The 20,730-nt window shown below is 71.1% G+C and carries 16 protein-coding genes; 8 read left to right on the forward strand and 8 right to left on the reverse strand.

The window, feature by feature from the left end:
* The first annotated feature begins 19 nt into the window (after positions 1-19).
* Together OG878_RS13945 and OG878_RS13950 are read left to right on the forward strand one after the other, a co-directional pair.
* A complete protein-coding gene (locus OG878_RS13945; RefSeq protein WP_328887101.1) occupies positions 20-2,722 on the forward strand; it encodes an outer membrane protein assembly factor BamB family protein in 2,703 nt (900 codons plus the stop codon).
* Between the two features lie 179 nt (positions 2,723-2,901).
* The gene (locus tag OG878_RS13950) at positions 2,902-4,074 is read left to right on the forward strand and encodes a C40 family peptidase (protein ID WP_328887102.1); all 1,173 of its coding nucleotides are present in this window, start codon (positions 2,902-2,904) and stop codon (positions 4,072-4,074) included.
* A gap of 162 nt (positions 4,075-4,236) precedes the next feature.
* Here OG878_RS13950 and OG878_RS13955 read toward each other — a convergent pair whose 3' ends face one another.
* Positions 4,237-4,437: a hypothetical protein gene (locus tag OG878_RS13955; RefSeq protein ID WP_328887103.1), complete on the reverse strand. Its 201-nt coding sequence runs from the start codon at positions 4,435-4,437 to the stop codon at positions 4,237-4,239.
* Between the two features lie 758 nt (positions 4,438-5,195).
* Between OG878_RS13955 and OG878_RS13960 the strand changes: the two genes are divergently transcribed.
* Together OG878_RS13960 and OG878_RS13965 are read left to right on the forward strand one after the other, a co-directional pair.
* Positions 5,196-5,858 carry a CAP domain-containing protein gene (locus tag OG878_RS13960; RefSeq protein ID WP_328887104.1) on the forward strand — a complete coding sequence of 221 codons (663 nt, stop codon included), beginning with the start codon at positions 5,196-5,198 and terminating at the stop codon, positions 5,856-5,858.
* A 99-nt stretch (positions 5,859-5,957) separates the two neighbouring features.
* The gene (locus OG878_RS13965) at positions 5,958-7,172 is read left to right on the forward strand and encodes an IS30 family transposase (RefSeq protein WP_328887105.1); all 1,215 of its coding nucleotides are present in this window, start codon (positions 5,958-5,960) and stop codon (positions 7,170-7,172) included.
* A 205-nt stretch (positions 7,173-7,377) separates the two neighbouring features.
* On the opposite strand, the gene OG878_RS13970 is transcribed toward OG878_RS13965, so the two are convergent.
* From OG878_RS13970 to OG878_RS13990, 5 genes are read right to left on the reverse strand one after another with little or no spacing between them, the layout of a single operon-like run.
* Positions 7,378-8,625, reverse strand: a complete 1,248-nt coding sequence (locus OG878_RS13970) for a styrene monooxygenase/indole monooxygenase family protein (RefSeq protein WP_328887106.1) — start codon at positions 8,623-8,625, stop codon at positions 7,378-7,380.
* A gap of 43 nt (positions 8,626-8,668) precedes the next feature.
* Entirely contained in the window at positions 8,669-9,319 is a 651-nt protein-coding gene (locus OG878_RS13975; protein ID WP_328887107.1) for a GTP-binding protein, read from the reverse strand.
* Positions 9,300-9,713: a DUF742 domain-containing protein gene (locus tag OG878_RS13980; protein WP_277328339.1), complete on the reverse strand. Its 414-nt coding sequence runs from the start codon at positions 9,711-9,713 to the stop codon at positions 9,300-9,302. Before OG878_RS13980 ends, OG878_RS13975 begins: the two co-directional genes overlap by 20 nt.
* Positions 9,710-10,189 (reverse strand): roadblock/LC7 domain-containing protein, encoded by a 480-nt coding sequence (locus OG878_RS13985; RefSeq protein ID WP_328887108.1) that lies wholly within the window; start codon positions 10,187-10,189, stop codon positions 9,710-9,712. Before OG878_RS13985 ends, OG878_RS13980 begins: the two co-directional genes overlap by 4 nt.
* Complete coding sequence (locus OG878_RS13990) at positions 10,186-13,209, reverse strand: sensor histidine kinase (protein WP_328891231.1); 3,024 nt, start codon at positions 13,207-13,209, stop codon at positions 10,186-10,188. Before OG878_RS13990 ends, OG878_RS13985 begins: the two co-directional genes overlap by 4 nt.
* Positions 13,210-13,572: 363 nt before the next feature.
* Between OG878_RS13990 and OG878_RS13995 the strand changes: the two genes are divergently transcribed.
* On the forward strand, positions 13,573-14,358 hold the full coding sequence (locus OG878_RS13995; RefSeq protein ID WP_328887109.1) for a protein phosphatase 2C domain-containing protein: 786 nt from the start codon (positions 13,573-13,575) through the stop codon (positions 14,356-14,358).
* Between the two features lie 120 nt (positions 14,359-14,478).
* Here the strand turns inward: OG878_RS13995 and OG878_RS14000 are convergent, their stop codons facing one another.
* Entirely contained in the window at positions 14,479-14,976 is a 498-nt protein-coding gene (locus OG878_RS14000; protein WP_443049105.1) for a MarR family winged helix-turn-helix transcriptional regulator, read from the reverse strand.
* Positions 14,977-15,201: 225 nt separating this feature from the next.
* Here OG878_RS14000 and OG878_RS14005 point away from each other — a divergent pair, with 225 nt between their 5' ends.
* Positions 15,202-16,050: a lysozyme gene (locus tag OG878_RS14005; protein WP_328887110.1), complete on the forward strand. Its 849-nt coding sequence runs from the start codon at positions 15,202-15,204 to the stop codon at positions 16,048-16,050.
* A 216-nt stretch (positions 16,051-16,266) separates the two neighbouring features.
* Positions 16,267-17,031 (forward strand): polysaccharide deacetylase family protein, encoded by a 765-nt coding sequence (locus OG878_RS14010; protein WP_328887111.1) that lies wholly within the window; start codon positions 16,267-16,269, stop codon positions 17,029-17,031.
* Positions 17,032-17,320: 289 nt separating this feature from the next.
* Here OG878_RS14010 and lon read toward each other — a convergent pair whose 3' ends face one another.
* The gene (gene lon, locus OG878_RS14015) at positions 17,321-19,744 is read right to left on the reverse strand and encodes an endopeptidase La (RefSeq protein WP_328887112.1); all 2,424 of its coding nucleotides are present in this window, start codon (positions 19,742-19,744) and stop codon (positions 17,321-17,323) included.
* A gap of 160 nt (positions 19,745-19,904) precedes the next feature.
* On the opposite strand from lon, the gene OG878_RS14020 reads away from it, so the two are divergent.
* A complete protein-coding gene (locus OG878_RS14020) occupies positions 19,905-20,726 on the forward strand; it encodes a nucleotidyltransferase domain-containing protein (protein WP_328887113.1) in 822 nt (273 codons plus the stop codon).
* The last annotated feature ends 4 nt before the right edge of the window (positions 20,727-20,730 follow it).

Here is a 20,730-nt window from a genome sequence, read left to right on the forward strand (position 1 = left end):
GGTCACAAGGGGGTGCGCCATGGAGGCGCTGCGTCAGAACGATCCACGCCGCTTCGGTCCGTACACCGTGGCGGCACGGTTCCGCGAGACCGCGAGCGCCGTGCAGTACCTGGCGCGCGACACGGTCCTCGACGACACCGTCGTGATCACCGCGGCCCGGCCCGAACTGGCCGCGTTGCCCGCCTTCCGCCGCCGCTTCCAGGCGGAGGCACGCACGGCGGACCGGCTGGCCGGCGGCTGGGTCCAGCCCCGGATCGCCCCCCGCGCCGACGAGGACGCCGACGACCGGCTGTGGACGGCCGTGGCGTACGTACCGGCGCTGACACTCGCCGAGGCCATCGACTTCGCGGGCCCGCTCCCCGAGCGGGCCGTGCGGATACTGGGCGCGGGCATTGCCGAAACCCTCTCCCGGGTGCACGCCACCGGGGCCGTACTGGAGGGGCTCGCCCCCAGGACAGTGCTGCTGGCCGAGGACGGGCCCCGGCTCACCGCCTTCGGCCCGCTGGGCGCGGCGGCCGAGGCCGAGGCCCGAACGGGCGGGCAGCTGTCCGTACGGCTCGGCTATCTCACCCCGGAACAGGTCGGGGGCCAGGCGGCCGGACCGGCCTCCGACCTCTTCGTGCTGGGCCTCCTGCTGGCGTACGCGGCGACCGGGACGACCCCGCTCGCCGACGGCCCGGCGGAGGAGGCGGCCGAACGGATCGCCCGTACGGAACCGGAACTGGACGGGGTTCCGGAGGAGTTGCGCGGCCTGATCGCACGGTGCCTGGCCAAGGACCCGGCGGACCGGCCGACCGCGGGAACGGTGGCGGCGGAACTGGCGCTGGAGGGTGCGGCGGGCCTCGCCAAGGGCGGCTGGCTGCCGGAGCCGGTGTCGCGGGCGGTCAGCGAACAGGCCGACCGGGTGAGGGGGCTGGCCGCCAGGACGGAGGCTGCTGCCGACCCGCCCGGCGGAGCGGTCGACACGTCCGACGACGACCTGTCCGACACGCCCACCGAGGATCCGGACGGCACGCCCACCGGCCCCTCTGCCGACTCCCCCACCCACCCCCTGCTCGGCGCGCTCGGCCACGGTCCCGCCGACTCCCACCCCGACAGCCCCGGCGGCGGGGACGACGACCCCCGGACCACCCGTATCGGCAGCGTCGGCAGCCCTCGTGCGCCGGAGCCCGACCGGCCGACCACCCAGCTGTCCATCCCGCGCGAACGCAGCGGTCCGCCGGCCGAACTGCCCACCGGACTGCCGCCCGTCGCACCGCTCGTGCCGCGTCCCCTTCCCGCCCCCGGGGACCAGGCCGCCCCACCGGTGTCGGCCACTCCGGCACCGGCACCCACCACGCCCGCCGCGCTCCCTGCCCTCCCTCCGGCGCAGGCTCCGGCCCCCGAAGCCCCCTCCCGGCTCGCCTTCGACCGTCGCGCCCTGCTCCTCGGCGGCGCCGCCGGGGCTGCGGGGCTCGCCGTCGGGGGCGGGGCCGTGTTCGTCCTCGGGTCCCACGATTCCGGGCCCGCCGACGATGCCAAGCCCGCGCCGACCCCCAGCCGCCCCACCGTGGCCGGGCTGCCGCCGCGCCCGCTCTGGGTGTACACGCACCCGGATGCCCAGCCGGCGCCGCTGACCGCCGCGCTCTGGCTCGACCGGCTGCTCGTCCTGACCAGCGACACCCAGGCCGTCGGTATCGATCTGCGTACCGGACGCCGGGCCTGGGAGTGCCCGGACGGAGCCAGGGGTCAGGCGGCCCTGCCGGTGGGGGACGATCTCTGCTTCGTCGCCGGGCCGTCCGAGTTCCTCTGGCTGTCGCCCAAGGACGGCCAGGTCGCGCACCGGGTGGCGTACGAGGACCAGTTCGAGGACGCGCCGTATCTGAAGGTCTCGGACATCGTCGGCCAGTCCGGCGCCGTGATCTGGTTCACCGGCTCCCATCAGGTCACCGTCAAGGCCCGGAAGCCGAAGAAGGGCAAGAAGCCCGGGCGGGACACCCAGGTCACCGTGTCGTTCCTGTTCGCGTACGACGTCGTGCAGCGCAGGGAGCTGTGGCGGACCCCCGTCCCGACCGGACGCGAATCGGCCGCCCCCGCCTATCGCTTGATCGCCGTCCGGCCGGACGACATCGTCGTACGGCAGAAGAGTGCGACGCTCACTCCCGGCGACGTCAGGGCCGCCAGGGGCAGGGCGGTCTTCCGCTGCTTCGACCAGGAGACCGGAAAGCTGCTGTGGACCGGGTCGTTCGGCAGAGTCAGGCCGGACGGGGCGGCCGCGGGGGACGACCAGGGGCTGTTGTACGCGGCGGCGGGCGACGATCTCCAGTCGTTCGAGATGCCCGGCGGCAAGCCTGGGTGGACCCTGAACGGCACCGCCGGCTCCGTGTTCGGCACGCCGGTGCCGGCCGGAGCGCTCCTGCACACCACGAACGTCAACCAGGAGGTCGGCGCGGTCGACCGGGCCACCGGAAAGCTCCGCTGGCAGCGGTCCACCGAGGCGGCGCCCGGGGACTTCGCGCCGTCCGTCACCCTCAGCCCCTCCGGCAAGACGCTGCTGGCGGCGGGCAGGACGCAGGTCACCGCGTTCGCGGCGGCCGACGGACGGCGGCTGTGGAAGTTCCAGGACATCGGGGCGCAGGATCCGAAGGGAGCCACGGTCACCGCTCCGTACCGGGTACTGACGTTCGGGAAGACCGCGGTGGTCCAACGCGACCGGATCTTCTACGCGTTCCCGGTGGCGTGAAACCCCGGGAACCCGGCCCGAATCCGAAAGAGGACACCCTGCACCCGCCTTCCGGGGGAACCCCGCGGCCGCCACGCCGCGGGGTTCTTGCATCGTCCGGCACCCGGTGACGGTATGGATGCCTTGCGCTCACTCATGGGGTAGTCCCACGCGATCGCCCCTTCGCCGGAGGTGATCCCGTGTCAGGCACGGTCCTGCGCACTGTCTGCTCGGCGGCACTCGTCGCCCTCGTCGCGGCCTCGCCCGCCGTGGCCGTCCCGGCGAAGCCGGAGCCCGGCCCCTCGGGCGTGGCCACCGGCGGCGGCCCGGACTCCACCAAGACCATTTCCCAGCTGCTGACCGAACTGCGGAAGCTGTACCAGCAGGCTGAGGAGGCCACCGAGACCTACAACGGCACGGCAGCGGATCTCAAGAAACGGACCGCACAGGCGAAGAAGCTCGGTTCCGCCCTCTCCACCGCCAGGCGCGCACTGACCCGCAGCCGCGACGACGCAGGACAGCTGGCCCGTGAGCAGTACCAGGGGCGGTCCGACTTCTCCTCGTACGTGCAGCTGCTGCTGGCCCGCGATCCCGAACACGCCCTGGAACAGGGGCATGTGATCCAGCGGGTGGCCGCCGGCCGGGCGGCCGCCGTCAAGCGGCTCACGGGGGCGGAGAAGCGCGCCGACGAACTGGCCACCGCCTCCCGGAAAGTGCGCGACAGACAACGGGTGCTGGCGGCGCGGCAGAAGAAGCAGCGCGACACGGTGAAAGCGCGACTGCGGAAGGTCGAGGCACTGCTGGCGACGCTCTCCGCCCAGAGGATCGCCCAGCTGTCCCGGCTGGAGCAGCAGGCCACGGCGAAGGCCCAGGACGCCCTGCTCGCCTCGGGGGCCCTGTCCTCGTCCCGCACACCGTCCGAGGAAGGAGGCGAAGCGGTGAACTACGCGGTCCGGCAGCTCGGCAAACCGTATGTGTGGGGCGCGGAGGGGCCCGGCTCGTTCGACTGCTCCGGGCTCACCTCGCAGGCATGGGCGGCGGCGGGCCGGGCCATTCCGCGGACGTCGCAGGAGCAGTGGCGCCAGCTGCCGAAGGTGGGGCTGAATGCGCTGCGCCCGGGTGACCTGGTGATCTACTTCCCGAAGGCCACACATGTGGCCCTGTACATCGGCAACGGCCTGGTGGTGCAGGCGCCCCGGCCGGGGACACAGGTGAAGGTCTCGCCGGTGGCGTCGAACCCTCTGCTCGGCGCCGTACGGCCGGATCCGCAGAACAGGCCGCTGCGTACGTACCGGCTGCCGCAGCTGGCCCAGGGCCCGTCGGGCGGCTCGGACACGGGGTACAGCGCGTCGTCCGCGCCGGCCGGCGCGTAACCGGATCACAGCGCAGCCGGACTCCGTACGCACGTCGGCCGAGCCGTTTCCGCGGGGCGCTGTGGATCTGTGTGCCGGGGCTGTGGAGCGCGTGCCTGTTCGTGGTGTGTGCGCCGCTGCGGCGGATGAGGCCGTTGCCGGACAAGGTCTGAGCCCGGGGACTCAGTCCTCGTCCGGGGCGCGCCGCCAGGGCCGGGCGGCAGCGACGGCGACGGCGACGGCGACGGCGCAGCCGCTTTCGTCGTCCACCGTCACCCCCGGGCACTCCGCGCCGTCCGGCACCCACGCGCCCCGGGCCATCAGGAACAGGCCGACGACGACCGGCACGACGTACAGGGTGAGCAGTGCTCCGCGAAACCTCATCCGGAGACCCTGGTACCGGTGCCGGTCGGGACTCGTTCCTGCCTGCACCCCTCCGAGGCGGCGGTGCAGGGTGAACCACGGCAGCTGTGTGGGCTCCCGTGGGAGCGGACGAACCTGAAGGGCGTAGAAGGCCGGCTCAGGTCATCGGTGCCGCGAGGACGGCACATCTGCCGCCCTCGGCGGATCGGCGCCGTGCCTGCCGTTCGCGTGTGCGACGTCCCGCTCAGCCGTCGCCCGGGCCCTCTGCAAGTCGAATGCGGACCGAGACCGGACACCTCGTACCGCGCGGGTCGTCGGCCGCCGGCCCGGCCGTGCCGGCCCGAGCCAGGCGTGCAGCGAGGCCGGCGCACCCGTCGCCGCGTGACATCAGCCACACGGACTTTTGGCTCTCAGGTCGTCGCATAGTAGATCGAGGCTTGGCGGCATAGTGCGTTTTATCCGTCTTGATGCAGAAATACTCCGAGCCGGTTCGAGTGATATTCGACCCGCTCAACACTTTCGCGCGTTCGGGCGGTGAACAACGGCTTCTGACGGACCAACGGACTTCTTCACCACCCCGGGAGCCGGATCAGCACGCCTGCGCGCCCGTTTCAAGAGCCGTCCATGGCTACGGGCCGAGGTAGTACTGCCGCTTGTTGCCGCACCCCGACAGCAGTTCTAACAATGTCGGCCGCAAGGCGTCTCCGCGGCCCAGGTGCAGGAACTGGGCAGAGCCGGACCCCCTGGGGGCGCTCCGCGATCACCGAGCGAGGTCACGCATGAGGAAGCACCGCAGGAAGTCGTACTACCGGCCGATAGCCATCGCTGTCATCGCCGTAGGAGCCGTGGGTGTGCCCTCCGCCGCCATGGCCTGTCTGGGCACTCAGGGTGATGCGGGCGGTCGCCCCTCCGGCCACTGGGCGAACGTGAGCTCCCACCAGCGGTGGACGGGCTCGTCCTGGGGTCATGGGCCGACTGCGGGGGCGTCGAAGAGCCCCACTGCGGCTCCCGGCGCACCGCAGACCACCGCGTCTCCCAGCGCACCTGCTACGACCGCACCGGCATCCGGGGACACGGCCCGTGTACTGACGCTCGTCAACAGCGAACGCAGCAAGGCCGGATGCTCTCCGCTGACGACGAACGCGAAGCTGACCAAGGCCGCTCAGGACCACAGCAAGGACATGGCATCCCACCGGAACATGTCCCACACGGGTTCCGACGGGTCGTCGCCCGGCGACCGGATCACGCGTGCCGGTTACAGCTGGAGCTCCTACGGCGAGAACGTCGCCTACGGCTACTCCACGCCCGAGAAGGTCATGGCGGCCTGGATGTCCAGCCCGGGCCACAAGCGCAACATCCTCGACTGCTCGTTCAAGGAGATCGGCATCGGCCTCGCGCAGCCCAGCAGCTACTGGACTCAGGACTTCGGCACGGCCCGATAGGGACACTGCGGGGATGGTGCGCATTCTCCATCGGGTGAAGGCCCCGACCGGTTCCTTGGGTTCTAGTGGTTGTCGCAACACCCCAGCTCAGGGGATGCGATGGACTACAAGATCCGCAAGGACCGGAAGCCGCAGGGACCGAGGAAGCTCGCTGAGGAGCGGGCGGCATACTTCCAGCTCATGCAGCAGGGCATGAGCAATCCGCAGGCGTGCAGGACTCTTGGGATCAACCGGCGGACCGGCCAGCGCTGGCGGAACGGACGCAACGCGTCCGGCAAGGACAAGGCGGCACCACCGATTCGTTCGGCGGTGCCGCCCTCCTCGTCATCCCGGTACCTGGGCCAGGCCGACCGGATCCACATTGCTGACCGGCTACGGGAGAAGGCCACGATCCGGGCGATCGCCGCCGAGCTGGACCGCAGCCCGTCTACGATCAGTCGGGAGATCCGCCGCAACCGCCACTCCATCAACGGCCAGTACCGCCCGTTCGCGGCCCAGGCCCGCGCGGACGAGCGCCGGCCACGGCCGAAGCCAGGAAAGATCGTCCGGAGCCCCGAGCTGCGGGACGCCATCCAGTCATGCCTGGACGAACTGTGGAGCCCGGAGCAGATCTGCCACGCTCTGCGCAGGCAGTTTCCCGACCGGCCGGAGATGCACGTGGTCCACGAGACGATCTACCAGGCCCTCTACGTGCAGGGCCGCGGGGAACTGCGACGCGAACTCGCCGGCGCCCTGCGGACCGGACGGGCCCGCCGCAAGCCCCACCGGCAGGCCAACTGCCGCCAGTCCCGCTTCGCCGATCCCATGGTCATGATCAGCGAACGCCCGGCAGAGGCGGACGACCGCGCTGTTCCCGGCCACTGGGAGGGCGACCTGATCATCGGCAAGGATGGGGGCTCAGCCATCGGCACTCTGGTCGAACGCGCCACCCGCTACGTCATGCTCCTCCACCTGCCCAACGGCCGAAATGCCGAGCAGGTCCGCGACGCGCTGGCCCAGACCGTGCAGACGATGCCATCCCACCTCAAACGGTCCCTGACCTGGGACCAGGGCTCCGAGATGGCCGCCCACAAGAGCTTCACCCTCGCCACCGACATCCCGGTCTACTTCTGCGACCCGGCCAGCCCTTGGCAGCGCGGCTCGAACGAGAACACCAACGGCCTGCTGCGGCAGTACTTCCCCAAGGGCACCGATCTGGCCGTCCACGGCCCCGAACACCTCACGGCGGTCGCCGCCCAACTCAACGGCCGCCCACGCAAAACGCTCGGCTGGGAGACCCCAGCCGAGCGCCTGCATAAACTGCTCGCAGCCTGATCAAACCGACCACGTGTTGCAACGACCCCTAGAAACCGCCTTCGCCGGCCGGGGCCTTCACCATTGGTGCATTTCCGTGCGGGTGGGCAACCGTCGCCGCATGTCATGGCACAGACGGGGCAGGCGCCGCGGCGGCGGTCTGTGGGCCGTCCGAGGACGGCCCACCACCACCGGCGTTGACCGACGCAAACCGCTGCTTCGCAGGTCAGGCGGCCGATGCGGCCACGGCCACCTCGGCGAGGTACGCGTTCGTCTTCTCCGGGTCGAAGAAGAAGTTGTCGAAGTCCGCCGGGTTGTTGAAGCCGTTGGCGAAGCGGTCGGCGACCGGCTGGAGCTGGCCGGCGGCGCCGATCAGGTTCAGCACGTGCTCCGGCGGGACGCCGAGCATCGCGTTCGTCCACTTCACGACGTGCTGCGCGGTGTCCCAGTAGCGGTCGAACGTGGACTGCATCCAGTCCGCGTCGAACGGCCGGTCGCCGTGCTCGATGATCGACTGCAGATACGCGTTCGCGCACTTGGAGGCCGAGTTGGAGCCCTGGCCGGTGATCGGGTCGTTGGCGACGACCACGTCCGCGACACCGAGCACCAGGCCGCCGCCGGGCAGCCGGCCGATCGGCTTGCGGACGGTCGGGGCGTATCGGCCCGCCAGGGTGCCGTTGGCGTCCGTCAGTTCGACCTTGGTGGCACGGGCGTACTCCCACGGGGTGAACTGCTCCATGAGCTCCAGCGTCTTCGCGAGGTGCTCGGAGGGGTCCTTGATGCCCTGGAAGACGTCCAGCGGTCCACCCGGAATGCCCTCCCAGAACAGGATGTCGGCACGGCCGGACGTGGTCAGGGTCGGCATCACGAAGAGCTCACCGACGCCCGGGACCAGGTTGCAGCGGACCGCGTCGAACTCGGGGTGCTCGGGACGCGGGCCCATGCCGTGGACGTACGCGACGGCCAGTGCGCGCTGCGGGGCGTCGAACGGCGAACGGGACGCGTCCCGGCCGAACATGGAGACCAGCTCGCCCTTGCCCGCGGAGACCATCACCAGGTCGTAGGTGCGGGAGAAGTAGTCGAGGTCCGAGACGGCCGCACCGTGGATGACGAGCTGGCCACCGCGCTGGGCGAACGTCTCCATCCAGCCGGCCATCTTGACGCGCTGGTCGACGGACTGGGCGAATCCGTCCAGCTTGCCGACCCAGTCGATGGGGCGCGAGGAGTCGGGGGCCGCGACCGAGACGCCGAGACCCTCGATGCGCGGGGCCTGGGACTCCCAGAAGTTGAGCTGGAGGTCACGCTCGTGCTGCAGCGCGGTGTCGAACATGCACTGCGTCGACATGACCCGGCCGGACCGGATCTCGTCGGCGGTGCGGTTGGACATCAGGGTGACTTCGTACCCACTGGACTGCAGTCCGAGGGCGAGCTGGAGACCGGACTGGCCGGCGCCGACTATGAGTATTTTCCGCATCGCGGTTCTCCGTTACATCTGCGTGTTCGAGCGCGTGGTCTGTCTATGCGGGTGCGACGTCAAGAGCGTGGCCCACCAGGGCCAGCAGCGACTCGACGACGGTGATCCTGTTACGCGCGTCCATGATCACAACGGGTACGTGCGGGGGCACGGTCAGGGCCTCCCTGACGTCCTCCGCCTCGAAACCGGGCGTCCCCTCGAAGTGGTTGACGGCCACGATGTACGGCAGTCCGCAGCTCTCGAAGTAGTCGAGCGCGGGGAAGCAGTCGGCGAGCCGCCGGGTGTCGGCGAGCACTATCGCGCCTATCGCGCCGCGCACCAGGTCGTCCCACATGAACCAGAAGCGCTGCTGTCCGGGCGTGCCGAACAGGTACAGCACGAGGTCGTCGTCGAGCGTGAGCCGGCCGAAGTCCATCGCGACGGTCGTGGTGACCTTGTCGGGCGTCGCGGCGAGATCGTCGGTCTCCTCGCTGGCCTGGGTCATCAGCGCCTCGGTCTGCAGCGGGGTGATCTCCGAGACCGAACCGACGAGGGTCGTCTTGCCGACGCCGAACCCGCCCGCGACCACGATCTTCGTGGCGATGGGGGCTCTGGTGTGATCCAGCTGCCAGGCCTGCAACGACTCCTCGGCCCGGTCCTCCGGTCCCGGCTGACGCGGGGCGGACAGCAGCGAATCAGAGACGACGGAGTCCATTCAGCACCCTTTCGAGCAGTGCGCGGTCGGGCTGACCGGTTCCGTGACCGGTTCCGTACACGCGGATCTTTCCCTGGTCGGCCAAGTCGCTGAGCAGCACTCGGACCACGCCGAGCGGCATCTTCAACAGGGCCGAGATCTCCGCGACCGTACGCATGCGGCGGCAGATTTCGACAATGGCCCGGAGCTCCGGCATCACGCGCGTCGTGAGACTGCCGTTGGTGAGCTCGCGGCGCTCCTCGGGCGCTTCCAGCGCTGCCACGAACGTCTCGACGAGGAGGACGTGACCGAAGCGGGTGCGGCCGCCGGTGAGCGAGTACGGGCGGACCCGGGCGGGCCGACGGTCGGCCCCGCGGACGGGCAGCCTACGGGCGGGTTCAACGGCGGGGGTCACTGGGCGCTCTCCATCGATTTGCGCAGCTCACTGCGGAGTTCGGGGGTGAGTACGTGTCCGGCACGGCCGACGAAGAGCGCCATGTGGTACGCGACGACGCTCATGTCGCAGTCAGGGGTGGCGTGCACGCCGAGCAGGGAGCCGTCACTGATCGACATGACGAAGACGCTGCCCTCCTCCATGGCGACCATGGTCTGCTTGACGCCACCGCTGTCCATCAGCTTCGCGGCACCGATGGTGAGGGAGCCGATACCGGAGACGATGGTGGCGAGGTCGGCGCTGGAGCCCCGGGGGCCGTCCTGTCTGCCCGCCGCCCTGGCTGCGTGGTGGCCGGGATCGGAGGAGAGCAGCATCAGTCCGTCGGACGAGACGACCGTGACCGAGTGGACCCCTGGCACCTCCTCGACGAGATTGCTCAGCAACCAGTGAAGGTTCCGGGCCTCGGTACTCAGCCCGAATGTGCTGGGCGCAGTCAACTGCGTGCCTCCTCGACTGTGTCCCCCGTGTCATCGGTTCGACCGCCGGAGCGGTCTGCCAGTTCGGTGTGCGGGGTCTGCGCGGTGCGCTCGTGCGGGTCGACTCCGAGGGCGGGGCCGGCGCCTTCGGCGATCTCCGCCTCGACATCGCGGCGCCCGTCCATGGCCCCCCGGTGGAAGCCGCCGAGGCGGCGGCGCAGGGCGTCCTTGTCCAGGCCGCCCTTGCGCGCGGCGGCCGGGGCGGTGGCGGGCTTCGCGATCTTGGGGGTGCGCTTGGGCAGCCCCTTGTCGGTGAGGCGCTCGGGCTGCGTCTGGTCCGGCTCCGGGCTGCGGGGGCCGGGAAGCGTCGGCTCGGCCACGGGTGCGGCAGGGGCGGGAGCGGCAAAGGGCTCGGAGATCTCGTCCGCGGTGCGCTCGTGGCGGTCGGGGCCGATGGCGTACGGGTCGGACTCCGCCGGGGCCGCAGGGGCCTGCGGGACCTCCCGGAAGTCGGGGAGCCGGAACTGCATGGTCTTCTCGACGTCGGTCTCGGCGTCGAACAGCTCGGGGGCGGGTACCTCGGATGCGACCGGTTCCGCGGCGAACGGCTCGGCGAACGGCGGCTCGGCGGCCACGGGCGCCGGTGCGAACGGCTCGGATGCGATCGGCTCTGCAGGCACCTCTGCCGCGAACGGCTCGGGTGCGGGCACCTCGGTGGCGGAGGTCTCCGCCGCGGGCATCCCCGGTGCGGCCGCCTCGGCCGGCGGCGTGTCACGGAGCGTCTGCTCGGCCGCGGCGATCAGCGGGTCGCCGGGCAGCGCGGGCGTCCGGCCCGGCAGCGAGTTGGAGTTGGCCTCCGCGACCGAACCCGGCAGGTTCAGCGCGGGCGCCGCCCCCGGCACCGGTACGGGCGGCGGAGTGGCGGTCGCCGGCGCCTTCGGCAGCAGCGCCTGCGGTACGACGACGACCGCCGTCACACCGCTGCCCTTCTGCTCGCGCAACTGGACCCGCACCCCGTGACGCGCCGCCAGCATCGACGTCACCCGAAGCCCGAGGCCCGCGCCGTCCGCGCTCTGCTCACCCGACTCGAACGAGGAAGGGTCGGCCAGCCGGGCGTTGAGCTCGCCCATCCGGACCGACGACATCCCGATGCCCTCGTCCTGCACGGAGAGCATCACCTCACCGGTCTCCAGCAGCCAGCCCGAGAGCTGGACGTGCGAGTCGGGCGGCGAGAAGGAGGTCGCGTTCTCCAGGAGTTCGGCGATCAGGTGGCTCAGGTCGTCGGCGGCGAAGCCGGCGATCTGGGCATGCGGCGGCAGCGACTGGATGGTGACCCGCTCGTACCGCTCGATCTCGCTGACGGCCGCGCGCAGGACGTCGACCAGCGGGATCGGGCCGGCGTGCCCGTGGCCGTGCTCGGCGCCGGCGAGGACCAGCATGTTCTCGCTGTGGCGGCGCATGACCGTGGCCATGTGGTCGAGTTTGAAGAGGGTGGAGAGCCGCTCCGGGTCCTGCTCGCGCTCCTCCAGGCTCTCGATGACGCCGAGCTGGCGCTCGACGAGGCCGAGGGTCCGCAGCGAGAGGTTGACGAAGGTGTGGTGGACCGTGTTCCTCAGCCGCTCCAGCTCGGCGGTCAGGTCGGCCGTGCGGCGCTGGAGTTCGGCGCGCTGAAGGGTGAGGGCCTCGCGTCCGGCGATCAGCTCGCTGCGCTCGTGGTCCAGGTTCGCGAACCGGCCGTTGAAATCCTGCAACAGCCCGTGCACCTTGCCGTGCAGGGCGTTGAGGTTCCGTACGACCTGGGCGAACTCGTCGTTGCGGCCGGTGTAGCGGACCGGCTCGGCGGTGCCGGGCTCGGCGGCGAGGCGGGCGGCGCCGATCCGCAGGACGGCGAGCGGCTGGGTGAGCGTGCGGGCCACGGCGGTGGAGACGCCGACCGCGATCAGCAGACAGCCGCCGAGGAGCGCGATGTGCAGTTCGAGCGCGGTGACGTCGTCGTCGCGCAGCTGCTCCAGACGCTGGAGGCGGGCGGTGCCGAGGGCGGACTCGACGCTGCGCATGCGGTCGACCCGGGCGGAGAGCGCCGCGGCGACCTTCTTCCGGCTGGCCCGCTGGTCGGCGTCCGACAGTTCGGGGCGGTCGGTGAGCGCACCGAGGTACTTCTCCGCGCTGGTGACCTCGGGACCGGTGACCGTCGAGGAGAGCTTCTCGCGGGCGGCGGAGCCCGCTGCCTGGTCGAAGTCGGCGAGCGAGGCGAGCTCGCCGACCCGGGCCTGCTGGGCGGCGGCGCTCAGCTCGTCACGGTTGCGGTCGTCCTCGGTCGGACCCTCGTCCTGGGGCTGCACGGGCAGCCCGGTGAAGGGGTCGATCTGCGGGCCGGGGTCCTCCTTGCGGGGCACCGAGAGCGCGGCGATCAGCAGCCCACGGGTGGCGGAGGCCTGCTCGGTGGCCCGGCCGAGGGCGAGCGGCGCGCGGGTGGCGTCGGCGGCGCGCGGCGGGGTCTTCTCGGCGAGCTCGTCGGCGAGGTCCTGGAGCTTGGCGATGACCTCGGAGTACGCCTGGTGGGCCGCGAGCGCCGAGCCCTTGCCGGTCAGCGCGGTGCGGCGCAGCGAGGGGATCGTGGAGAGGTCGCGGCGCAGCCCGGCGGAGGCCGTGGCGCGGATCTCGTCGATCTGCTGGTCGACGCGGGCGCTGCGGCTGCTGGGCCCCTCGCTCACCTTGCCGGACTTCTCGTCGCGGCCGCCGGCGATGTAGGCGGTCACCTCGTCGCGCTCGTCCGCGAGGGCGTGCGCGAGGGCCACCGCCTGCTGGTTCAGCTCGGCGAGCGTGACCAGCCGCTGGGACTCGGTCAGTTCGGAGGATGCGCCGAGGGCCGCGGGTGCGCCCGCGGCGATGACGGTGATGCCGACGACCGCGACGCCGGCGACCAGCCGGCTGCGTACGCGTACGGCGCGCCGAGTGGGCTCACCTTCGGCCGGAGGCAGAGGTGTCGCCCCGGAACCGCTTCGCTTGCTGCCCTTGCTCCGAGGCCGCTTCTTCTGCACCGGTGCTCGCAATCTTGACTCGTCCACCCATGAAGCAGAGGTGACGCTCGGTCACATGGAACGGCACCCCGCCCCCCTGGTACGGCTTCCGACCATTCCAGTGCTTTTGAGAGGGGGGCGCGCATCAACCGCTCCGCCACCCGAACGAGTGAACATCACTCCCGAGTTGGCGAACAAGTCTCCCCCCGTGCGCGAATTCGCACACCCGGGCCGCGGGCTGGAACTTCCGCGCAGGCTTTGGCAGGATGCCCGCCCGCACCCGCACGGAGCCGATCGTTCCGCTCGACGCGGACCGCTGACCTGCCGGTACGGCCCAACACCGGGCCGTGCAGGGCCGGTGAAGACGTCGTGCAGACTTGCCGCATGCGTATCGACTCCGCCACCGCTCCCGGCCGGCCCGAACGCCCCAACGAGGACTGGGCGGCCACCGTACTTCCGGCGTCCGGCCAGGGCGGGGTGCTGATCCTGCTCGACGGCGTCACTCCGCCGCAGGGCGGGACCGGTTGTGTGCACTCCGTCCCGTGGTTCACCGCGCGACTGGGTGGGTCACTGGCCGAACTGTCCGGTTCGCGGCGGGATCTGACCCTCACGGAGATCCTGGCCGAGTCCATCCGGCGCACCGCGGACGCACACCGCTCCTCGTGTGACCTTTCTCACGTACGGACGCCACAGGCGACCGTCGTGATGGCGCGTTGGAACGAACGCGAGATCGAACACCTGGTCCTCTCCGACTCGGTGCTGCTGCTCGAATCGCCCGACGGATCGGTGCGCGCACTGCTCGACGACCGGCTCGACCGGCTGCCTCCGGGTTCTCTGGCCACCGAGGCGATCGCCGACGCACAGGCGCGGAACAAGGAGGGCGGCTTCTTCACTGCCGCCGCCGATCCGGAGGTGGCGGCCCGCGCGGTGACCGGCCGGACGCCACGCGCAGAGGTACGGGCGGTGGCCGCACTGACGGACGGCGCGAGCCGCTGGACCGAGATGTTCCGCGAAGGGGACTGGACGGCCTGCCTCGGGGTGCTCCACAAGGAGGGCGCGCAGGGGCTGATCGACCGGGTCAGGGCGCTGGAGGACGCGGACACGGAGCGTACGTATCTGGGGCGCAGCAAGACGCACGACGACGCGACCGCGCTCTACGCGGTGCTGTAGGCCGCCCGGGTGGGGGCCGGCCGGGGACGCGGGGGCGCTCCCCGGAGCGGGTGGCTTTCCCGCGGGGGCGGGGTCCGGGAGCGCCCGAGGGTGCCGGTCCAGGTGCACGCCCTGCCGGCGTCAGTCCTCGGCCCGGGCATTCAAGTGGTGCAGCAGCCTGGCCAGTTCCGCCACCTCGGCCCGGTCCCAGTCGGCCAGTTTGCGTACGTACCGCTCGCGCCGGGCGTCGCGGACGCTCCGGTAGCGGGCGAGTCCCTCCTCGGTGAGATGCACGAGAAAGGCCCGCCCGTCGGCCGGGTCGGGCTCGCGCGCCACCAGTCCGAGGTCCTCCAGGGCGCGCAGCTGACGGCTCATGGTCGCCTTGCCTACCCCGAAGTACCCCGCGAGATCGGTGGCCCGCTGCTGCCCCGCCGACTCCAGCCGCACGAGGAGTCCGTACGCCGCGGCCTCCAGGTCGGGGTGGACCTCGCGCGCCATTTCGCCGGAGTTGGACCGTGCGCGGCGCAGGAAAACGGCCAATTCCCGCTCCAGTGCCAGGAATTCCTGGTCCACACCACTCGTCCCGGTCGCGCCGGGGTCACTACCGCTCTCGCTCCCGTGCACGTCAACACCCCTCATGAGCTTTCCCGCCACTGAAAGTTTCTTTCACCGCCGGCCATCGCCGCAGCTCGGTCAGTATTTCGCAGGCGTAGACCAACGGCAGCGCCCAGGCCCTCTTCCGCCGTGCGGGTCTACGTGCGTAGCGTCATGAATGACATGTCCACACCATGACATGTCATGGGGGCGCGCCGAGTCGCACCCCACGGTCGACAGTTCCCCCCACCGAGGCCTCGGAGGCACGCAATGCCCGTGCACAGATCCGGATCCGGAACGACCCGACGCTCGCGCTTCGCGGCGATGGGCACTCTCCTCGCAGCTCTCTCGCTTCTGCTCACCCTGCCCGGCGCGGCCACCGCCGCCGACTCCCCCGCCGGCGTCACCCTCCCCGCACGCGGGACAGCCAGGATGGGCATGGGCGTCGTCGCCCATGACGGTCAGGGCGGAGTGCCGCGCGACACGAGGGCCGTGCAGACCGAAGGCGTGGACGTCGCCAGCTACCAGGGCAACGTCAACTGGGCGACCCTCTGGAACAGCGGCGTGAAGTGGGCCTATGCCAAGGCCACCGAAGGCACGTACTACACCAACCCCTACTTCGCCCAGCAGTACAACGGCTCGTACAACATCGGCATGATCCGGGGCGCGTACCACTTCGCCACCCCGGACACCACGAGCGGCGCCACCCAGGCCAACTACTTCGTGGACCACGGCGGCGGCTGGTCGAAGGACGGCAAGACGCTGCCCGGCGTCCTCGACATCGAGTGGAACCCGTACGGCGACCAGTGCTACGGCAAGACTGCGGCGAGCATGGTCTCCTGGATCCGCGACTTCGTGAACACGTACAAGTCGCGCACCGGCCGCGACGCGGTGATCTACACCGCGACCAGCTGGTGGCAGACCTGCACCGGCGACAACGCGGGCTTCGCCGCCACCAACCCGCTCTGGGTGGCCCGCTACAACACCACCGTCGGCACGCTCCCGGCCGGCTGGACCTACTACACGATCTGGCAGTACACGTCGTCCGGTCCGACCGTCGGTGACCACAACCACTTCAACGGCGCCCTCGACCGCGTACAGGCTCTCGCCAACGGCTGAGCCCCCGCCCCCGCAGAGCCCCGGTGACGCACCCCGTCACCGGGGCTCTGCCGTGTCCACCGCACCGGCATCCCCGACGGACCCCGGCACCGACCAGGCACTTCACGCCGCAAGCAGCACCCCGAGCCCGCTATGCACTCGACGTATACGCCGTGTGTATAGTTCCTGCTCGTCGCACATCGCGTGCGCCGTTCAGCCATGAGGGAGTGACCCGCCTTGCGCAGGAAGACGAAGTCGATCGGTACGGGGTTGGCCGCCACTCTTGTGACGGCGCTCACTCTGACGCTCAGCGGCTGCTCGACGCAGACCGTCGCCCCGGCCTCGCAACGGGCGTCCGCGGCATCCGATGCCAAGGGCTCGTTCGGCCCCGTGGACTGCCGTAAGGCGAAGTGCATAGCGCTGACCTTCGACGCGGGTCCGGGCGACGACACCCCGCATCTCCTCGACATCCTCAAGGAGAAGAAGGTGCACGCCACCTTCTTCCTGCTGGGCAAGAACCACGTGCTCAAGCACCCCGACACCGTGCGCCGCCTCCAGGCGGAGGGCCACGAGGTGGCGAACCACACCTGGTCGCACGAGATCCTGACGGACAAGAAGCCCGCCGAGATACGCGCCGAGCTGGAGAAGACACAGGACGCGATCGCGGAGATCACCGGCAGGAAGCCGCGGCTCATGCGCCCGCCGCAGGGCCGGACCGACGACACGGTCTCCGGCATCAGCAAGGAGCTGGGGCTCTCGCAGATCCTGTGGAGCGCCACCGCCAAGGACTACTCGACGACCGACTCCGCACTGATCAAGAAGCGGATACTCGACCAGGCGAGCAAGGACGGCATCATCTTGCTCCACGACATCTACAAGGGGACCGTGCCCGCGGTGCCGGGGATCATCGACGAGCTGAAGAAGCGCGGCTACACCTTTGTGACGGTCCCGCAGCTGATGGCCCCCACCGAGCCGGTACCGGGGGCCGTCTACCGCCCCTGAGTGCGACCGGTCACCACGCACGACAGGGCCCCGGCAGCGGTACGCCGGGGCCCTGCCGCTCAGCTGCCGCCACCCGCAGTGACCCGCGGGGCGTTCGCGGGTCACCGGGTCCGTCCAGCCGGTGGTGCCGTCGATCCGCACCACCCGCCTGCCGGTTTCCGCCGCTGCGAACGACTGCCCACCACCGTTCGCACCCCGGTACATGCGGAACGGCCCGCACCGCCCTCTCGGGGGTGCGGGCCGTCCGACCGGCCGCGCACGTCATGCCACGCCCGTCACGCCATGGCGCTCACGCCGCGGCCGGGATCCTCTCCTCCGCCGCCCTGGACGAAGCCGGGGCGAGGGCGATCTCCAGCACCTGACGCACATCCGTCACCGGGTGGACCTCCAGCCGGTCCAGGACCTCGGCCGGGACGTCGTCCAGATCCGCCTCGTTCCGCTTCGGGATCACCACGGTCGTGATCCCCGCCCGGTGGGCGGCCAGCAGCTTCTGCTTCAGCCCGCCGATCGGCAGCACCCGCCCGGTCAGCGACACCTCACCGGTCATCGCCACATCCGTACGGACCAGCCGCCCGGAGAGCAGCGAGGCCAGCGCCGTCGTCATCGTGATGCCGGCGCTGGGGCCGTCCTTGGGGACCGCGCCCGCCGGGAAGTGGATGTGCACTCCGCGGTCCTTGAGGTCGGCGACGGGCAGTTCCAGCTCGGCGCCGTGCGACCGCAGGAAACTCAGCGCGATCTGCGCGGACTCCTTCATGACGTCGCCGAGCTGACCGGTGAGGGTCAGTCCGGAGGCACCGGTCTCCGGATCGGCCAGCGACGCCTCCACGAAGAGCACATCGCCACCGGCACCGGTCACCGCGAGTCCGGTCGCCACGCCCGGCACCGCGGTGCGGCGCTCGGCCGGGTCCTGGGCGGACTCGGGAACGTGGTGCGGCCGTCCGACGAGACCCCGCAGGTCCTCGTCGGTGATGGTGAACGGGAGTTCCCGGTCGCCCAGTTCGTGCTGGGCCGCGACCTTGCGGAGCAGCCGGGCGACGGCCCGCTCGAGGTTGCGTACGCCCGCCTCGCGGGTGTACTCGCCGGCCAGCTTGCGCAGCGCCGACTCGTCGAGGGTGACCTCGCCCTTCTCCAGACCGGCCCGTTCCAGCTGGCGCGGGAGCAGGTGGTCGCGGGCGATGACGACCTTCTCGTCCTCGGTGTAGCCGTCGAGCCTGACCAGCTCCATGCGGTCGAGCAGGGCCTCCGGGATGGCCTCCAGGACATTGGCGGTGGCCAGGAAGACGACGTCGCTGAGGTCGAGCTCGACCTCCAGGTAGTGGTCGCGGAAGGTGTGGTTCTGCGCCGGGTCGAGGACTTCGAGCAGCGCCGCGGCCGGGTCGCCGCGGAAGTCGGAGCCGACCTTGTCGATCTCGTCGAGCAGGACGACCGGGTTCATGGAACCGGCCTCCTTGATGGCGCGGACGATGCGTCCGGGGAGCGCACCGACGTACGTACGCCGGTGGCCGCGGATCTCCGCCTCGTCCCGCACACCGCCGAGCGCGACGCGGACGAATGTGCGCCCCATGGCGTGCGCAACGCTCTCGCCGAGGGACGTCTTGCCGACGCCGGGGGGACCGACGAGGGCCAGCACCGCACCGCCACGGCGTCCGCCGACGACCCCGAGGCCGCGGTCGGCACGGCGTTTGCGTACGGCGAGGTATTCGGTGATCCGTTCCTTCACGTCCTCCAGGCCCGCGTGCTCGGCGTCGAGGATCTCCTTGGCGGCGCGGATGTCGTACGCGTCCTCGGTGCGTTCGTTCCACGGCAGTTCGAGGACGGTGTCCAGCCAGGTCCGGATCCAGGAGCCCTCCGGGCTCTGGTCGGAGGAACGCTCCAGCTTGTCGACCTCCTTGAGCGCGGCCTCGCGGACGTGCTCGGGAAGGTCGGCGGCCTCGACCCGTGCCCGGTAGTCGTCGGACTCGTCCTCGGGGTCGCCGTTGAGCTCGGAGAGCTCCTTGCGCACGGCTTCGAGCTGCCGCCGCAGCAGGAACTCGCGCTGCTGCTTGTCGACACCCTCCTGGACGTCCTTGGCGATGGACTCGGCGACGTCCTGCTCGGCCAGGTGTTCGCCGAGCCACTGGATGGCGAGCTTCAGCCGGGCGACCGCGTCCGCGGTCTCCAGGAGCTGCACCTTCTGGGGGGTGGTGAGGAAGGGGGAGTATCCGGAGTTGTCGGCGAGCGCGGAGATGTCGTCGATCTGCTGGACCCGGTCCACGACCTGCCAGGCGCCGCGCTTCTTCAGCCAGCTGGTGGCGAGGGCCTTGTACTCCTTGACCAGGTCGGCGGCGGCACCGGGAAGCGGCTCGGGGACGGACACGTCCACACGGGTCCCCTCCACCCAGAGGGCGGCCCCGGGTCCGGTGGTCCCGGCCCCGATCCGCACCCGGGCACGGCCACGGATCAGTGCACCCGGGTCGCCGTCCGAGAGCCGGCCGACCTGCTCGACGGTGCCGAGCACACCGGTCCCGGTGTACGTCCCGTCGATCCGAGGAACGAGCAGCACCTCGGGCTTGCCTCCACCCGGCCGGACGGCTGCCTGAGCGGCCTCGACGGCTGCCCGCACATCGGCGTCGGACAGGTCGAGAGGAACCACCATTCCAGGCAGCACGACCTCGTCGTCGAGCGGCAGCACGGGCAAGGTCAGCGGAGTGACCGCGTTGGACTCAGTAGCCATGATCTCCCCTTCGGCATTCAAGTTGAGCTATGCAGGCTCAATGCTCCTGAGTTGCTTTATGTTCCCGGAGCTGCGTTCGCTCTGAGCGATCTTCTTCCGCCGCGCCCGTCAGCTGCGAAAACCGCTCGCGCCCGGCCGCACTCCGGGGGAGAGTGCCCGTATGGGTGACACAGAGCTGCGCGACAGAGGCCTCGCCGAGGACGGGACGATCAGACGCGAGGGCTCGCTGAGCCGCGTGCCGGTGGTGTTCGCCCCCGTGGTCGAGGCGGCCCGCTCCCGGATCACCGATGCGTTCGGCCCCGCGCGGCTGCACAGTGCCTACCTCTACGGCAGCATTCCGCGGGGCACCGCCATTCCCGGCGTCTCGGACCTGGATCTGCTGCTGGCCCTGCGCGACGAACCGACCGAGGCCGACCGGGCCGCCGCCCGCTCCGTCGAGGCCGCACTCGACGCCTCGTGCGACCCGATCGACGGCGCCGGCATCCTCCTCTTCGCTGCCGGCACCCTCCTCAGCCGGCTCGAACGCAACGACATGGGCTTCTTCGTCGCCTGCCTCTGCACCCCTCTCCTGGGCGACGACCTCGCCACGCAACTGCCCCACTACCGCCCCACGCCCCTGCTCGCCCGTGAGACCAACGGCGATCTGCACCTGTCGCTCCCCCGCTGGCGCAGCCGGGCCGCCGGGGCCACCACCGACGCGGAACGCAGGAACCTCAGCCGCGGCGCCGCCCGACGTGTCGTCCGGTCGGGCTTCACGCTGGTCATGCCGCGCTGGGGCGGCTGGACCAGCGACCTCGTTGAGTCGGCGGAGATCTTCGGCCGCTACTACCCGGAGCGGCTCGACCAGATGCGCATCGCCGCGGCCACCGCCCGCGCCCCCTCGACGGACCCGGCGGTCCTCAGCCTGCTCATCGACGATCTGGCGCCGTGGCTGGCAGCCGAGTACGTCGCGGTGCACGGCGAGAAGGCCCCCCGGCCCTGACCCC

This window comes from Streptomyces sp. NBC_00316 (assembly GCF_036158715.1).
GTDB lineage: Bacteria > Actinomycetota > Actinomycetes > Streptomycetales > Streptomycetaceae > Streptomyces.

Excerpts from the sequence above, each read along its gene's own strand:
- OG878_RS13970 (WP_328887106.1), bottom strand. The coding sequence starts at position 8,625 with ATGCGGAAAATACTCATAGTCGGCGCCGGCCAGTCCGGTCTCCAGCTC.
- lon (WP_328887112.1), bottom strand. The coding sequence starts at position 19,744 with ATGGCTACTGAGTCCAACGCGGTCACTCCGCTGACCTTGCCCGTGCTG.
- OG878_RS13960 (WP_328887104.1), top strand. The coding sequence starts at position 5,196 with ATGAGGAAGCACCGCAGGAAGTCGTACTACCGGCCGATAGCCATCGCT.
- OG878_RS13945 (WP_328887101.1), top strand. The coding sequence starts at position 20 with ATGGAGGCGCTGCGTCAGAACGATCCACGCCGCTTCGGTCCGTACACC.
- OG878_RS14000 (WP_443049105.1), bottom strand. The coding sequence starts at position 14,976 with ATGAGGGGTGTTGACGTGCACGGGAGCGAGAGCGGTAGTGACCCCGGC.
- OG878_RS14005 (WP_328887110.1), top strand. The coding sequence starts at position 15,202 with ATGCCCGTGCACAGATCCGGATCCGGAACGACCCGACGCTCGCGCTTC.
- OG878_RS14020 (WP_328887113.1), top strand. The coding sequence starts at position 19,905 with ATGGGTGACACAGAGCTGCGCGACAGAGGCCTCGCCGAGGACGGGACG.
- OG878_RS13995 (WP_328887109.1), top strand. The coding sequence starts at position 13,573 with ATGCGTATCGACTCCGCCACCGCTCCCGGCCGGCCCGAACGCCCCAAC.
- OG878_RS13955 (WP_328887103.1), bottom strand. The coding sequence starts at position 4,437 with ATGAGGTTTCGCGGAGCACTGCTCACCCTGTACGTCGTGCCGGTCGTC.
- OG878_RS13965 (WP_328887105.1), top strand. The coding sequence starts at position 5,958 with ATGGACTACAAGATCCGCAAGGACCGGAAGCCGCAGGGACCGAGGAAG.
- OG878_RS13975 (WP_328887107.1), bottom strand. The coding sequence starts at position 9,319 with ATGGACTCCGTCGTCTCTGATTCGCTGCTGTCCGCCCCGCGTCAGCCG.